Consider the following 14,697-nt stretch of genomic DNA (forward strand, 5'->3'; position numbering starts at 1 on the left):
CAACTCAGAGGTGAATCACGGCCAGGTCGAGTCGACCGTACTCGCTTTCGCCGTGTTCGCCTTTGGGGGGACGTGATGGGTCTTCATGATCTGGTCGCCCTGCAGGGTTTCCAGATGGATGTCGAAGCCCCACAGGCGATGCAGATGCTTGAGTACCTCCTCGGTCGAGTCGCCCAGGGGTTTGCGGTTGTGTTGCTGGTGGCGCAGGGTGAGCGAACGGTCGCCGCGGCGATCGATGCTCCAGATCTGCACGTTGGGCTCGCGGTTGCCCAGGTTGTACTGGGCGGCCAGGGTTTCGCGGATGGTCCTGTAGCCGCTTTCGTCGTGGATGGCCGGTACCAGCAGGTCGTCGCGTTGATCGTCGTCGAGAATGCTGAACAGCTTCAGGTCGCGGATCACCTTGGGCGACAGGTACTGCAGGATGAAACTCTCGTCCTTGAAGCTGCTCATGGCGAACTTGATGCTCGACAACCAGTCGCTGCCCGCCAGCTCGGGGAACCAGCGGCGGTCTTCTTCGGTGGGTTCCTCGCACATCCGGCGGATGTCGCGGTACATCGCGAAGCCCAGGGCATAAGGGTTGATCCCGCTGTAGTAGGGACTGTCGAAGCCGGGCTGGAACACCACGCTGGTATGGGAGGCGAGGAATTCCATCATGAAGCCGTCGGTGACCAGGCCTTCGTCGTAGAGATCGTTCATCAGGGTGTAGTGCCAGAACGTCGCCCAGCCTTCGTTCATCACCTGGGTCTGGCGCTGCGGATAGAAGTACTGGGCGATCTTGCGCACGATCCGCACGATTTCCCGCTGCCAGGGTTCCAGCAGCGGCGCGTGTTTCTCGATGAAATAGAGAATGTTCTCCTGGGGTTCGGAGGGGAAGCGGGCGTTGTCCTTCTCGCTGAGCTTGTCCGCGCCCTTGGGAATGGTTCGCCACAGGTCGTTGATCTGTTTCTGCAGGTGTTCTTCACGCTCCTTCTGCCGACGCCGTTCCTCCTCCGCGGAGATCGGGTAGGGGCGCTTGTAGCGGTCGACGCCGTAGTTCATCAGGGCGTGGCAGGAGTCGAGCAGGTCCTCGACGGCGTCGATACCGTGGCGTTCCTCGCACTGGGTGATGTACTGCTTGGCGAAAACCAGATAGTCGATGATCGAGCTGGCATCGGTCCAGGTACGGAACAGGTAGTTGCCCTTGAAGAAGCTGTTGTGGCCGTAGCAGGCGTGCGCGACCACCAGTGCCTGCATGCAGATGGTGTTTTCCTCCATCAGGTAGGCGATGCAGGGGTCGGAATTGATCACGATCTCGTAGGCCAGGCCCATCTGGCCGCGGCTGTAGGACTTCTCGGTGCTGAGGAAGTGCTTGCCGTAGGACCAGTGGTGATAGCCCAGGGGCATCCCCACCGAGGCATAGGCATCCATCATCTGCTCGGCGGTGATCACCTCGATCTGGTTGGGGTAGGTGTCCAGGGCGTAGCGCTCGGCGATACGGCTGATTTCGCGGTCGTAGGCCTGGATCAGTTCGAAGGTCCATTCCGAGCCGGTGGAAATGGGTTGGCGCTTGGGCTGTTTCTGCTCTCTGGAGGTCATGTCACTAACCTGCGCTGGAAGAGTTCACGGAAGACCGGATAGATATCGGCGGCCGATACCAGCTGCTGCTGGGCAAACGTATCGCTGAACGCTTCGCTGATGCGTTCGTACTCGTACCACAGGGCCTGGTGTTCGCGCGGGGTGATCTCTACATAAGTGTAGTACTGCACGAACGGCATGATCTGGTTGATCAGGATGTCGCGGCAGATCGGCGAATCATCGTTCCAGTTGTCGCCGTCGGAGGCCTGGGCGGCATAGATGTTCCATTCGTTGGTTGGATAGCGTTCGGCCATGATCTCCTGCATCAGCTTCAGGGCGCTGGAGACGATGGTGCCGCCGGTTTCCCGCGAGTAGAAGAACTCCTCCTCGTCGACCTCCCGGGCGCTGGTGTGATGGCGGATGAACACCACTTCGATCTTGTCGTAGTTACGCTTGAGGAACAGGTACAGCAGGATGAAGAAGCGCTTGGCGATATCCTTGGTCGCCTGGGTCATCGAGCCGGACACGTCCATCAGGCAGAACATCACGGCCTTGGAGCTGGGGTTGGGTTGCTTGACCAGCAGGTTGTACTTGAGGTCGAACGTATCGAGGAACGGCACACGGTGAATACGCGCGCTGAGTCGTTCGATTTCCGCCTCGATTTCCTGGATATCGCCGAAGTTGTCCGGTTCTTCGCGTTTCAGTCGCTCCAGTTCGGCCTTGGCCTCCTTGAGTTTCGCCCGGCTGCTGCCGGACAGGGCGATGCGTCGGGCATGGGCCGAGCGCAGGGTGCGGATGATGTTGATGCGCGAGGGGTTGCCCTCGTTGCTGATCCCGGCGCGGACGGTCTTGTAGGTGTCGGTGCCGGTGAGGTTGCGCTTGACCAGGTTCGGCAGTTCCAGGTCCTCGAACATGAATTCGAGGAATTCCTCCTGAGTGATCTGGAAGACGAACTCATCCATCCCTTCGCCGGAGTTGCCGGCCTTGCCGGGACCGCGTCCGCCGCCGCCGCCCTGTGGCCTGGGAATGTGTTCGCCGGTGGTGAATTCCTTGTTGCCGGGATGGACCACGGTCTGCTTGCCGCCGCGCCCATGGTGAAGCACCGGTTCGTCGATGTCGCGACCGGGAATGCTGATCTGTTCGCCGTGTTCCATGTCGGTGATGGAACGGCGGCTCACGGCCTCCTCGACCGCTTTCTTGATGTGATCACGGTAACGCCGCAGGAAGCGCTGGCGGTTCACCGTGCTCTTGTTCTTGCCATTGAGGCGTCGGTCGATCACATAGCTCATGGTGGAGCCCTCCGGGCAGCTTCAAGTTACAGGCTTCCAGCACCGGGCTGGAAACTCGGGGACAAGCGGTTGGCTGCGCGGACCGCGGACACGCCGGGGGACGTGTCGACGACCTGCAGCCTGGCGCTTGCAGCTGCCGTTACTGCGACTTGCGAACCCGCAGGTACCACTCGGAGAGCAGGCGTACCTGTTTGTCGGTGTAGCCGCGTTCGACCATGCGTGTGACGAAGTCGTTGTGTTTCTGTTGATCCTCCTTGCTGGCCTTGGCGTTGAAGCTGATGACCGGCAGCAGATCCTCGGTGTTGGAGAACATTTTCTTCTCGATCACCACCCGCAGCTTCTCGTAGCTGAGCCAGGTCGGATTCTTGCCGTTGTTGTTGGCCCGGGCGCGCAGTACGAAGTTGACGATTTCGTTGCGGAAATCCTTCGGATTGCTGATGCCGGCCGGTTTCTCGATCTTTTCCAGTTCCTCGTTGAGGGCGACGCGGTTGAGGATCTCGCCGGTTTCCGGATCGCGGTACTCCTGGTCCTGGATCCAGAAGTCGGCGTACAGCACGTAGCGATCGAAAATGTTCTGGCCGTATTCGCTGTAGGATTCCAGGTAGGCAGTCTGGATTTCCTTGCCGATGAACTCGATGTAGCGCGGCGCCAGGTATTCCTTGAGGTAGCGCAGGTAGCGTTCGCGGGTTTCGGCCTGGAACTGTTCCTGTTCGATCTGCTGTTCGAGCACATACAGCAGGTGTACCGGGTTGGCGGCGATCTCATGGGGGTCGAAGTTGAAGACCTTGGACAGGATCTTGAACGCGAAGCGGGTCGACAGGCCGTTCATGCCTTCATCGACGCCAGCCGCGTCGCGGTATTCCTGGATCGACTTGGCCTTGGGATCGGTGTCCTTGAGGTTTTCCCCGTCGTAGACGCGCATTTTCGAGTAGATGTTCGAGTTTTCCGGCTCCTTGAGGCGCGAGAGCACGGTGAACTGGGCGAGCATCCGCAGGGTGTCGGGCGCGCAGTGCGCCTTGGACAGCGAACTGTTGTGCAGCAGCTTGTCGTAGATCTTCACTTCGTCGCTGACCCGCAGGCAGTACGGGACCTTGACGATGTAGATCCGGTCGATGAACGCCTCGTTGTTCTTGTTGTTGCGGAAGGTGTGCCATTCCGATTCGTTGGAGTGGGCCAGCAGTACGCCGGTGAAGGGAATCGCCCCCAGGCCTTCGGTGCTGTTGTAGTTGCCTTCCTGGGTGGCGGTCAGCAATGGGTGCAGCACCTTGATCGGTGCCTTGAACATCTCGACGAACTCCATCAGGCCCTGGTTGGCCCGGCACAGGGCGCCTGAGTAGCTGTAGGCGTCGGCGTCGTTCTGCGGGAATTCCTCCAGCTTGCGGATATCGACCTTGCCCACCAGCGCGGAAATGTCCTGGTTGTTCTCGTCACCGGGCTCGGTCTTGGCCACGGCGATCTGGTTGAGGATCGAAGGGTAGAGCTTGACCACGCGGAACTGGCTGATGTCGCCGCCGAACTCGGCCAGGCGCTTGGTCGCCCAGGGCGACATGATGGTGTTCAGGTAGCGCCGCGGAATGCCGAAGTCTTCCTCGAGGATCGCGCCGTCCTCCGTGGCGTTGAACAGGCCCAGTGGCGACTCGAACACCGGCGAGCCCTTGATGGCGTAGAAGGGCACCTTCTCGATCAGTTGTTTCAGCTTTTCCGCCAGTGAGGATTTCCCACCCCCCACCGGACCGAGCAGATAGAGGATCTGTTTCTTCTCTTCCAGGCCCTGGGCGGCGTGGCGGAAATACGAAACGATCTGGTCGATGCATTCCTCCATCCCATGGAAGTCTTCAAAGGCCGGATAGCGACGGATCACCTTGTTGGAGAAGATGCGCGACAACCGTGAGTTGGTGGACGTATCCAGCAGTTCGGGTTCGCCGATTGCCAGTAGCATCCTCTCGGCTGCCGAGGCGTAGGCGCTGCGATCCTTTTTGCACAGCTCAAGATACTCCTGCAGCGTGAGTTCTTCCTGCCGTGTGGATTCGAAGCGTTGTTGGAAATGGCTGAATATGCTCATGACGTCACCTCGCTCGATACTTGGAGCCGGTGCCGGATCAGTCAGTCAAGTGCTGGCATGCAACGGTGAAGCCGTTGCCGTTTACCCCCCAGAACACCTTCAAGGCGGCGGTGGCCTTGAAAATTACTACCGATGACCCGTACGCCGGTGTACCGGCTCTCCCCTGATTTGGATGGCCTCGCGCTTAAGGATAGTTCGGAATCGGGGAGGTCAAGGCGGGATGCGCAATTAGTTGCGCTTTACCGTTCGTCAGGAAATGCTCTAGCCCGCGGTTCGTGCGGGCTTGAGCGGAAGAAAAAAATTATTCGGAAATATCTTGAGCGATTTCCGAAGGATAGGTCGTACGCCACAGTTCGAAGCCGCCATCCAGGCTGTAGACCTCGGAGAAACCCTGGCCCGCCAGGTAGGCTGCCGCACTCTGGCTGGAATTGCCGTGGTAGCAGCACACCACCAGCGGCTTATCCAGATCGGCGTTGGTGATGAAGTCGTGCAGTGAGTGATTGTCCAGGTGTTTCGCGCCCGCGATGTGCTGCAGGGCGAATGCCTGCGGATCGCGGATGTCGACGACCACGGCACCTTGCTCGCGCAGGGCCTGGGCTTGTTCGGGGGGGATGCGTTTGAATTCGCTCATGGTTGGCTCCGGTCGGGGGCTTGTAGGTCGTAAAGTCAGCGATAGAGCCAGGCGCGGAATCGCTCGGCCAGGGTCGGCGGTGGTGCGACGCCGCCCTGGCTGTCGCACTTGCAGCTCAGGCGCTCGCCGGTGTCGACGTTCATCAGGGTCATGGCACTGCCCCAGACACAACCGGTGTCGAGGGCGAAGATGTCCGGCACGTCGCATTGGCCTTCGAGTGCGGCCCAATGACCGAAGATGATCTTCAGCCCCTGGGTCCTGCGCTCCCTGAAGCTGAACCAGGGCGCGTAGCCGGCCGGCGCGGTGTCGGCGCCTTCCTTGCCCTTGAGGTCGAGTTTGCCTTCGGCGGTGCAGAAGCGCATGCGGGTGAAATAGTTGGTGATCACCCGCAGGCGGGTGATGCCTTCCAGGTCGCCGTCCCACTTGTTCGGTTCGTTGCCGTACATGCCAGCCAGGAAGGGCCTGAACTGCTGGTCGTCACGCAGGGCCGCTTCGACTTCTGCGGCGAGTTTGAGCGCCTTTTTCAGCGACCACTGTGGCGGAATACCGGCATGGACCAGTGCCACGTTGCGTTCCGGGTCATGATGCAGCAGCTTCTGCTGGCGCAACCAGCCGAGCAGTTCCGGTGCATCCGGGGCTTCGAGTACTTCGCGCAGGGTGTCGCTTTTCTTCAGGCGTTCAACGTTCTGCGCGGCAGCCAGCAGGTGCAGGTCATGATTACCGAGCACGCAGACCAGCGAGTCGCGCATGCGATAGAGGTAGCGCAGGGTCTCCAGGGACTGCGGGCCGCGGTTGACCAGGTCGCCGACCAGCCACAGGCGATCGCAGGCAGGGTCGAAGCGCACCCGTTCGAGCAGGCACTTGAGCGGTTCCAGGCAGCCTTGCAGGTCGCCGACGGCGTACACCGCCATCAGTGCAGGGCTCCGGGTACGGCAAGACGGAACGGCGCGATGATGGCGTCGAAGTGCTGACCATCCTCGGCCAGCATCTGGTAGCTGCCGTGCATGTTGCCGACCTGGGTGGTCATGACCGTGCCACTGCTGTAGGTGTGGCTTTCTCCGACTTCGATCAGCGGCTGCTGGCCGACCACGCCGGCCCCGCGAACCTCCTCCACGTGGCCGTCACCGTCGGTGATCACCCAGTGTCGGGACAGCAGGCGCGCAGGCAACTGCCCGTTGTTCTGCACGGTAATGGTGTAGGCAAAGGCGAAGCGGTTCTGTTCGGGCTGGGATTGTTCAGCGAGGAACCGGGTGACGACGCTGACGTCGACCTGATAGCGAGGATCGGACATGCAAGAGGCCTTGGAAGCAAAAGCGAAAGATGCGACTGATGGCACTCAGTCTAGGCCAAGTGCCGGGTAGTAGGCCAGATATGCTGTCTGGCGCCGTACCCGGTCACGGTGGGGTGTACTGTCAGTCGGTGACTGGCGACTTGTCGGACTGTTCGCTGAGCTTGTCGGCCAGGCGGACGAAGGCGGCCAGGTCCAGTTGCTCCGGGCGCAGGCTGCCATCGACGCCGGCGGCCTCGATGTCGGCGCTGCTGAGCAGGGCCTTGAGCGTGTTGCGCAGGGTCTTGCGGCGCTGGTTGAAGGCTTCGCGAACGATGCGTTCCAGCAGGCGGTGATCCTTGGCCGGGTGCGGTAGCACCTGGTGAGGTACCAGGCGGACGATCGCCGAGTCGACCTTGGGTGGCGGATTGAAAGCGCCAGGGCCGACGTTGAACAGGTGTTCGACGCGGCAATGATACTGGACCATGATCGACAGGCGACCCCAGTCGCCACCACCGGGGCCGGCGGCCAGACGCTCGACGACTTCCTTCTGCAGCATGAAGTGCATGTCGCGGATCAGGCTGGCATTGTCCAGCAGGTGGAAAATCAGTGGTGTCGAGATGTTGTAGGGCAGGTTGCCGACGACTCGCAGGCTGTTGGGGGCGGCGTTCAGCGTGGTGAAGTCGAACTTCAGTGCATCGCCCTGATGCAGTTGGAAGTTCGGCTTGCCGGCGAACTGCTGGTTGAGGATCGGGACCAGGTCCTTGTCCAGTTCAACCACGTCCAGTTGTGCGCCGCTGCTCAGCAGGCCTTCGGTCAGGGCGCCCTGGCCCGGGCCGATTTCCAGCATGCGGTCTTCGGCCTTGGCTCGGATGGCCCGCAGGATGCGATCGATCACGCCGGCATCATGCAGGAAGTTCTGGCCGAAGCGCTTGCGCGCCCGGTGTTGGTATTGCTCGCTCATAAACGGGTCTCGGCCATCTGGTAGGCGGTTTCCAGGGCGACTTGCAGGCTGCCGGTGTCGATTTTGCCGCTGCCGGCCAGGTCCAGGGCAGTGCCGTGGTCGACCGAGGTGCGGATGATCGGCAAGCCGAGGGTCACGTTGACTGCCGCGCCGAAACCTTTGTATTTCAGCACGGGCAGGCCCTGATCATGGTACATCGCCAGCACCGCGTCGCAGTGCTCCAGATATTTGGGGGTAAACAGAGTGTCGGCGGGCAGCGGGCCGCGCAAGTCCATGCCCTCACTGCGCAGACGCTCCAGGGTCGGTTCGATGACGTCGATCTCTTCGTGGCCCAGGTGACCACCTTCACCGGCATGGGGGTTGAGCCCGCATACCAGGATTCGTGGCTGGGCGATGCCGAACTTTTCCTTGAGATCGGTGTGCAGGATGCGCGTGACGCGCTCCAGGCGCTCGTCGGTAATCGCGTCGGCCACCTGGCGCAGCGGCAGGTGCGTGGTGACCAGCGCCACGCGCAGTCCGCGGGTGGCGAGCATCATCACCACCTGGCGGGTATGGGTCAGGTCGGCGAGGAACTCCGTGTGCCCGGAAAAGGCGATCCCGGAGTCGTTGATCACGCCCTTGTGCACCGGAGCGGTGATCATGCCGGCGAAATCGCCGTTGAGGCAGCCTTCGCCGGCGCGAGTCAGGGTTTCCAGGACGAAGGCCGCGTTGGCCTGGTCCAGTTGCCCGGGCACGACCGGGGCGGCCAGTGGCGTATCCCAGACGTAGAGGCTGCCAGCGGGGGCCGGCTGCTCTGGCCAGTGGTCCGGCCCTACCGCCAGCAGGTCGACGGCCACCGCCAGTTGCGTGGCCCGCTCGGCGAGCAGGTCACGACTGGTAATGGCAATCAGGGGGTAGGGCTGGGGCTGCGAGGCCAGCAGCAGGCAAAGGTCTGGACCGATGCCTGCCGGCTCGCCGGGGGTCAGCGCAAAACGCCTGGGTTTCACTTGGCTGCCTGGTCTGCGCCAGGGAGCTTGATTTCAACGTAGGCCTCGTCGCGGATCTGGCGCAGCCAGGTCTGCAGTTCTTCGTCGTACTTGCGGTTACGCAGTACGGTCATGGCCTGTTGCTCGCGAGCCTGATTGGTGCTGTCGGTGGCGCGACGGCCGAGGACTTCCAGCACGTGCCAGCCGTATTGGGTCTTGAACGGCTTGGACAGCACGCCTTGCGGGGTCTTGGCCATCACTTCCTGGAACTCGGGAACCAGTACCTTCGGGTCGATCCAGTTCAGGTCGCCACCGTTGAGAGCCGAACCCGGGTCTTCCGAAAAGCTCTTGGCCAGGGTGGCGAAGTCTTCACCATTCTGGATGCGCTCGTAGAGTTTCTGGGCCAGTGCCTGGGTCTCGGCTTCGCTGCGGATGGCGTTCGGCTTGATCAGGATGTGACGAACATGCACTTCGTCGCGCATCTGGGTCTCGCCACCACGCTTGTCCAGCACCTTGAGGATGATGAAACCACCGGGTGCACGGGCTGGCTCGGTGATCCCGCCTACCGGCAGGTTGCTCAACATCTGGTCGAACGGTGGTGGCAGTTGTGCCGGCTTGCGCCAGCCCATGTCGCCGCCTTCAAGGGCGTTGTCGCTGCCGGACTTGGCAATCGCCAACTGGGCGAAGTCGGCACCCTGCTTCAGCTGCCGGTAGATGTCCTGGGCCTGGGCCGCCGCGGCCTGGATGGCTTGCGAACTGGCGCTGTCCGGGGTGGCGATCAGGATGTTGGCCAGGTGCAGTTCTTCAGAAAGCTGCATCTTGCCCAGGTCCGAGGCGAGGAAGTTCTTCACTTCCTGTTCGGACACCTGCACCCGCTCGGCAACCCGGCGCTGGCGCACGCGGCTGATGATCATTTCACGGCGAACCTGGTCGCGGGCGTCCTCGTAGGAGAGGCCGTCGTGGGCCAGGGCGGCCTTGAACTGGTCGATCGACATGTTGTTGCGCTGGGCGATGCTGCCGATGGCCTGGTTCAGTTCCTCATCGGAAATGCGAATGCCGGAGCGTTCGCCGATCTGCAGCTGCAGGTTCTCGACGATCAGGCGGTCGAGGACCTGCTGGTCCAGGACGCTGGTCGGTGGTACGCCGCCGCCACGCTTGGCAATGCTCTGCTGGACTTCGTGGACGCGCTGGTCCAGTTGGCTCTGCATGATCACGTCGTTGTCGACGATCGCCACGACGTTGTCCAGGGGTTGTACCGCGGCGTGAACCGCGGCACTCAGGGCCAGTGCGCCCAGCATCAGCGGGCGCAGACAATCAGAAAGCTTGATCTTCACGTTCACGATAACCTTGGATGCCTTTGTCGAGGAAGGTTTCTACTTTCTGGCCGAGAACGCCGCCCAGACCCTTCAGGACAATTTGGAGGAAGATGCCGTGGTCGCCTTTCTCGTTCTGTGGGGCTTCCTGACTGAATTCGTCATACTTGACCCAGTAACGGTTGATCAGGCGCAGTTTCCAGCAGCAGTTGTCATACTCGAAACCACCAAAGGCTTCCAGCGTGCGGTTGCGGTTGTAGTCGTACTGCCAGCGGCTGATGACGTTCCACTGCGGCACCATCGGCCAGATGACCGAGAAATCGTGCTGCTGGATCTTGTAGTAGTCCTTCACGTAGCCAGGCGTGCCTGGAGTGCCGTAGTCACCACCGAACTGCCACTGACCGGTGTTCTGGTTGTAGATAACCTGGTCGTTGCGATAGCGATAGCCGGCGTTGAAGACCTTGTTCGGGTTGTCTTCAGGCTGGTAGTGGAACATCGCACTGCCCGAGCGTGGGCTGTGGCTGTCCGGGTCCCAGTTGTAGTCGGCGGTCGCGCGCCAGTCGCGGTTGAAACGGTAGGCGTATTCCAGGGCGTAGGGCGAAACGTTGGCCTTGGCGTCGGCGCGGGTACGGTAGTCGACACCCGGCAACTGCACGGTGCGGTCCTTGAAGTACAGGGCCTGGCCGACGCTGATGCGCTGGCGCTCGAAGCCGTTGTCCTCGATCCAGCGGCTGGTCACGCCCAGGGACAGCTTGTTCTCGTCGCCGACACGGTCCGAACCGGAGAAACGGTTCTCGCGGAACAGCGAGGCGTAGTTGAAGCTGTACTCACCCGTATCGAAAACCGGAATGTCCTTCTGGTCCTTCTCTGGAACGTAGAGATAGAACAGGCGTGGTTCCAGGGTCTGGCGATAGTTGGTGCCGAACATGCTGGTATTGCGGTCGAAGTACAGGCCGCTGTCGATGCTGGCGATAGGCACGCCACGGCTTTGCGAGCTGCTGTAGCTCTCACCCAAGGCAGAAGCGTTGCCACGGTTGGTGAGCAGATCCTCTCTGCCCTGGGCGCCAAGGTCCAGATCGTACTTGGTGTACTGGTACTTGAGCGATGGCTTTACGTAGCCATAGGTCCAGTTAAGTGGCAGGCTGACACCTGGCTTGAGATTCAGGCGGTCACCGTTGGCGCGGGCCAGACCGGCGACGTTGGTGTCCAGGCGTGGTGTGCCCACGGTACCGTCCGCGTTGAACGGCCCGCCATCCTTGTCAAGAAAGTTGCCGGTCTCCAGGCTACGCTCAAAACGCACCGCTTCAGTCTCGTAGGTGAAATCGAGACCTTCGGGATGGTAAGGCAGTTCACCGTTGAAGGTGATCTGCGGCAGGCGGTTGTAAGGCGTGATGTTGGACACGCTGGCCATCTGGTACGCCTGCAGGTTCAGCCTGGCGGTGTAGCTGTCGCCGCGGTAGCTGACAGCAGCCTGCTGGTTGACGTAGACACCGGCATCCTTGACGCCGATCTGGTCGCTGGTCAGGTCCTGGAAGTAGTAGGGGTCGCTGATCTTGGTGTAGTCGACTTCGGTCAGGACACGCGAGTCCAGGCCGCCCTTGTGCTGCCAGTTGAGCATGTAGCGGGTTTTTTCGGAGTCGGTCTGCTTCGAGCGATCATTGCTGTCGTCGTTCAGGTACGCGCCGCCGAACTGGCCTTCGCTGGACTTGGTCAGGTAGCGGAATTCGCCTTCCATCAGCAAGCCGCGCTTGGTCATGTAGCGTGGGTACAACGTGGCATCGTAGTTCGGTGCCAGGTTGAAGTAGTACGGTGTGACCAGGGTGAAGCCGTTGTCGCTATCCGAACTGAAGCTCGGCGGCAGGAAGCCGGACTGGCGACGGTTGTCGATCGGGAAGTAGATATACGGTGTGTACAGGACCGGAATGTCCTTGACCCGCAGTGTCACGTTGGTCGCGGTACCGAAGCCGGTCGCCGGGTTCAGGGTGATGTTGTTGCCCTTGAGTTGCCAGGCGTTGCTGCTCGGTTCGCAGGTGGTGTACGTACCGTCCTTGAGACGGATGATCGCGTTCTCGGCCCGCTTGGCGTAGAGCGCGCTGCCCCGCACGCGCGACTTGTGCAGCACGTATTCGGCGTTGTCGACCTTGGCTTCGCCGGTGTCCAGCTGGACGTCCGCGTGATCGCCGACCATCAGGGCGCCGTTGTCGCGAACACGCACGTTGCCGCTCAGCTCGCCACGGTTTTCCGCCTGGTACAGGTTCGCCTCGTCGGCCTCGACCTGCATGCTGCCCTGGCGCATGACCACGTCACCGGCCAGGCTGGCGACCTGTTGCTCCTGCTCGTAACGCGAAGCCTTGGCACCGATGAAGGTCGGCGCATCACTTTTATTCGTCTTGTCATTCATGCCAGGACGAATCGGTTCGATATAGGCACCAGAGCAGTATGGTCCGGTCTCGGCCAACTGGGCCGGCGTCAGCTTCTCGCGGGGAACCCAGTCGAGGTGGCTGTAGTCGGCGCTGCGGGATTTCAGACCACGGCCCTTGGCTTCGGTGACCAGCTTGGTCGCCGGCGCGCTGTCGCTGCCGGAGCTGCTGTCCGCGGTGGCCTGGGAGTTGCCGCCGACCGAGCCGGCGTCGTGCACGGGACGCGGTGGCAACTGGGCGGTGGTCGCTTTCGGCGCACAACTCCAGGCGCCCGAAGCCGAGGCCGAGCAGTCATACTGTTCAGCAGCAACAACGAACGAAGTGGCCAGAGGTTGCAGGGCCAGCAAACCGCCGGTGACCAGCAACGGAAACTTTCTACGAAACGCGGGGGATTTCAATGCCATCTTATTAGTCCGGGCTTCCTGCGTGCCATCTGCCCGCGGTAAGGGCCGCACGCCTATCGATGGTCTGAAAAAGATGCTGGATAATAAAGCATGACCCGCTTGACGGCTAGCGCCGTCGGAGACCCTTAGTAATGCCCGACCAAGATCTACGCTTGCAACACCTGAAAGTTTGGCTGGATGAGCAACTGGCATCCCTGTTCCTGGCCAGGGGCTGGGGTGCCGTACCGGACGCCACATTAACCGCAGCCAGCAGTGACGCGAGTTTCCGCCGGTATTTCCGCTGGCAGGGCGAGGGCCGCAGCTTCATCGTGATGGATGCTCCGCCGCCGCGCGAGAACTGCAAACCCTTCGTGGATATTGCCCATTTGCTGGCGAAATCCGGCATCAACGTGCCGGAAATTTATGCTCAGGATCTGGAAAACGGCTTTCTGCTGCTCAACGACCTGGGCAACCGGACCTATCTGGATGTGATCGACGACGAGAACGCCGATGCCCTGTTCGCCGATGCCATCGATGCCTTGCTGGCTTTCCAGCAACTGCCGCTGGAGGCCGACCTGCCGAGCTATGACGTCGCCCTGCTGCGGCGCGAGCTGGAGCTGTTCCCCGAATGGTATGTGGGGCGCGAGTTGGGCGCCGTCTTCAGCCCACGGCAACTGGAGCTGTGGCAGCGGGTCAGTACGTTGTTGATCGACAGTGCCCTGGCACAGCCGAAGGTGCTGGTGCACCGCGACTACATGCCGCGCAATCTGATGGCGAGCGAGCCCAACCCGGGGGTGCTGGACTTTCAGGATGCGGTCTACGGTCCGGTGACCTACGACATTACCTGCCTGTTCAAGGATGCGTTTCTCAGTTGGCCCGAGGCCCGGGTCGTCGATTGGCTGCATGGTTACTGGGAGCGGGCTCGTCGGCAGGGCATTGCGGTCCAGGCGGATTTCGAGGCGTTCCACCGGGCCAGCGACCTGATGGGGGTGCAGCGCCACCTGAAGGTGATCGGTATTTTTGCCCGTATCTGCCATCGCGATGGCAAGCCGCGCTACCTGGCGGACGTGCCGCGCTTCTTCGCCTATATCGAAGCGGTGCTGGCACGCCGGCCGGAGTTGGCCGAGCTGGGTGAACTGCTTGACAGCCTGCGCCTGCCGTCCGGTGCCGCGCTATGAGGGCGATGATCCTGGCGGCGGGGAAGGGCGAGCGCATGCGCCCGCTGACCCTGCATACACCCAAGCCGCTGATCCGGGCCAACGGCGTGCCGCTGATCGACTATCACCTGCGGGCCCTGGCGGCGGCCGGCTTCAGGGAGATCGTCATCAATCATGCCTGGCTCGGCCAGCAGATCGAGGATTACCTCGGCGACGGTTCGCGTCATGGCCTGAGCATCGCCTATTCGCCCGAAGGCGAGCCGCTGGAGACCGGTGGCGGGATCTTCCGGGCGCTGCCGTTGCTGGGCGACGAGCCCTTCCTGGTGGTCAATGGCGATATCTGGACCGATTATGATTTTTCGGCATTGCGCCGTCCGCTGGATGGCCTGGCTCACCTGGTGATGGTCGACAACCCGCCGCATCATCCGTCCGGGGGCGACTTTGCGCTGCTTGACGGTCGGCTGTTCGATGATCGTCCGGATCTGCCCAGGCTGACCTTCAGCGGCATCTCGGTGCTGCATCCGCGACTGTTTGCCGGTTGCCATGCCGGGGCGTTCAAGCTGGCCCCACTGTTGCGCGAGGCCATGGCCCGAGGGCAGGTGAGCGGCGAGCACCTTCAGGGACAGTGGGTGGATGTCGGCACCGTGGAGCGCCTGGCCCAAGTCGAGCAACTGCTGCAAGAGAGGCACTGA

Annotated in this window: 10 protein-coding genes and 2 pseudogenes; 2 read left to right on the forward strand and 10 right to left on the reverse strand. The window is 61.8% G+C overall.

Features of this window, described 5'->3' with window-relative positions:
* Nucleotides 1–4: 4 nt before the first annotated feature.
* The 10 genes and pseudogenes from ACM62G_RS15030 to ACM62G_RS15075 form a co-directional block, all read right to left on the reverse strand.
* Nucleotides 5–1,575, reverse strand: a pseudogene (locus ACM62G_RS15030) (SpoVR family protein).
* Nucleotides 1,572–2,843, reverse strand: coding sequence for a YeaH/YhbH family protein (locus ACM62G_RS15035; protein WP_017902887.1), 1,272 nt, complete (start codon nt 2,841–2,843; stop codon nt 1,572–1,574). Before ACM62G_RS15035 ends, ACM62G_RS15030 begins: the two are co-directional and overlap by 4 nt.
* Nucleotides 2,844–2,982: 139 nt before the next feature.
* Entirely contained in the window at nt 2,983–4,905 is a 1,923-nt protein-coding gene (locus tag ACM62G_RS15040; RefSeq protein WP_054057023.1) for a PrkA family serine protein kinase, read from the reverse strand.
* 301 nt (nt 4,906–5,206) lie between these two features.
* Entirely contained in the window at nt 5,207–5,536 is a 330-nt protein-coding gene (gene glpE / locus ACM62G_RS15045) for a thiosulfate sulfurtransferase GlpE (RefSeq protein WP_054057022.1), read from the reverse strand.
* Between the two features lie 35 nt (nt 5,537–5,571).
* The gene (locus ACM62G_RS15050) at nt 5,572–6,447 is read right to left on the reverse strand and encodes a symmetrical bis(5'-nucleosyl)-tetraphosphatase (RefSeq protein WP_054057021.1); all 876 of its coding nucleotides are present in this window, start codon (nt 6,445–6,447) and stop codon (nt 5,572–5,574) included.
* Entirely contained in the window at nt 6,447–6,827 is a 381-nt protein-coding gene (apaG, locus tag ACM62G_RS15055) for a Co2+/Mg2+ efflux protein ApaG (protein ID WP_054057020.1), read from the reverse strand. Before apaG ends, ACM62G_RS15050 begins: the two co-directional genes overlap by 1 nt.
* Nucleotides 6,828–6,948: 121 nt before the next feature.
* Nucleotides 6,949–7,767, reverse strand: a complete 819-nt coding sequence (gene rsmA, locus ACM62G_RS15060) for a 16S rRNA (adenine(1518)-N(6)/adenine(1519)-N(6))-dimethyltransferase RsmA (protein WP_054057019.1) — start codon at nt 7,765–7,767, stop codon at nt 6,949–6,951.
* Nucleotides 7,764–8,753 (reverse strand): 4-hydroxythreonine-4-phosphate dehydrogenase PdxA, encoded by a 990-nt coding sequence (pdxA, locus tag ACM62G_RS15065; protein ID WP_273825968.1) that lies wholly within the window; start codon nt 8,751–8,753, stop codon nt 7,764–7,766. Before pdxA ends, rsmA begins: the two co-directional genes overlap by 4 nt.
* Nucleotides 8,750–10,072, reverse strand: coding sequence for a peptidylprolyl isomerase (locus ACM62G_RS15070; RefSeq protein ID WP_081009941.1), 1,323 nt, complete (start codon nt 10,070–10,072; stop codon nt 8,750–8,752). Before ACM62G_RS15070 ends, pdxA begins: the two co-directional genes overlap by 4 nt.
* Nucleotides 10,047–12,602, reverse strand: a pseudogene (locus tag ACM62G_RS15075) (LPS-assembly protein LptD); the annotation flags it as partial. The pseudogene ACM62G_RS15075 and the gene ACM62G_RS15070, both read right to left, overlap by 26 nt.
* 398 nt (nt 12,603–13,000) lie before the next feature.
* Between ACM62G_RS15075 and ACM62G_RS15080 the strand changes: the two are divergent.
* Together ACM62G_RS15080 and murU are read left to right on the forward strand one after the other, a co-directional pair.
* Entirely contained in the window at nt 13,001–14,026 is a 1,026-nt protein-coding gene (locus ACM62G_RS15080; protein WP_419737430.1) for an aminoglycoside phosphotransferase family protein, read from the forward strand.
* Complete coding sequence (gene murU, locus ACM62G_RS15085) at nt 14,023–14,697, forward strand: N-acetylmuramate alpha-1-phosphate uridylyltransferase MurU (RefSeq protein WP_054057014.1); 675 nt, start codon at nt 14,023–14,025, stop codon at nt 14,695–14,697. Before ACM62G_RS15080 ends, murU begins: the two co-directional genes overlap by 4 nt.

Source organism: Pseudomonas sp. COR18 (assembly GCF_048568395.1).
GTDB classification, from domain to species: domain Bacteria; phylum Pseudomonadota; class Gammaproteobacteria; order Pseudomonadales; family Pseudomonadaceae; genus Aquipseudomonas; species Aquipseudomonas fuscovaginae_B.

Coding starts and splice junctions, on each gene's coding strand:
- glpE (WP_054057022.1), bottom strand. CDS start 5,536: ATGAGCGAATTCAAACGCATCCCCCCCGAACAAGCCCAGGCCCTGCGC.
- rsmA (WP_054057019.1), bottom strand. CDS start 7,767: ATGAGCGAGCAATACCAACACCGGGCGCGCAAGCGCTTCGGCCAGAAC.
- murU (WP_054057014.1), top strand. CDS start 14,023: ATGAGGGCGATGATCCTGGCGGCGGGGAAGGGCGAGCGCATGCGCCCG.
- ACM62G_RS15050 (WP_054057021.1), bottom strand. CDS start 6,447: ATGGCGGTGTACGCCGTCGGCGACCTGCAAGGCTGCCTGGAACCGCTC.
- ACM62G_RS15040 (WP_054057023.1), bottom strand. CDS start 4,905: ATGAGCATATTCAGCCATTTCCAACAACGCTTCGAATCCACACGGCAG.
- ACM62G_RS15080 (WP_419737430.1), top strand. CDS start 13,001: ATGCCCGACCAAGATCTACGCTTGCAACACCTGAAAGTTTGGCTGGAT.
- ACM62G_RS15035 (WP_017902887.1), bottom strand. CDS start 2,843: ATGAGCTATGTGATCGACCGACGCCTCAATGGCAAGAACAAGAGCACG.
- apaG (WP_054057020.1), bottom strand. CDS start 6,827: ATGTCCGATCCTCGCTATCAGGTCGACGTCAGCGTCGTCACCCGGTTC.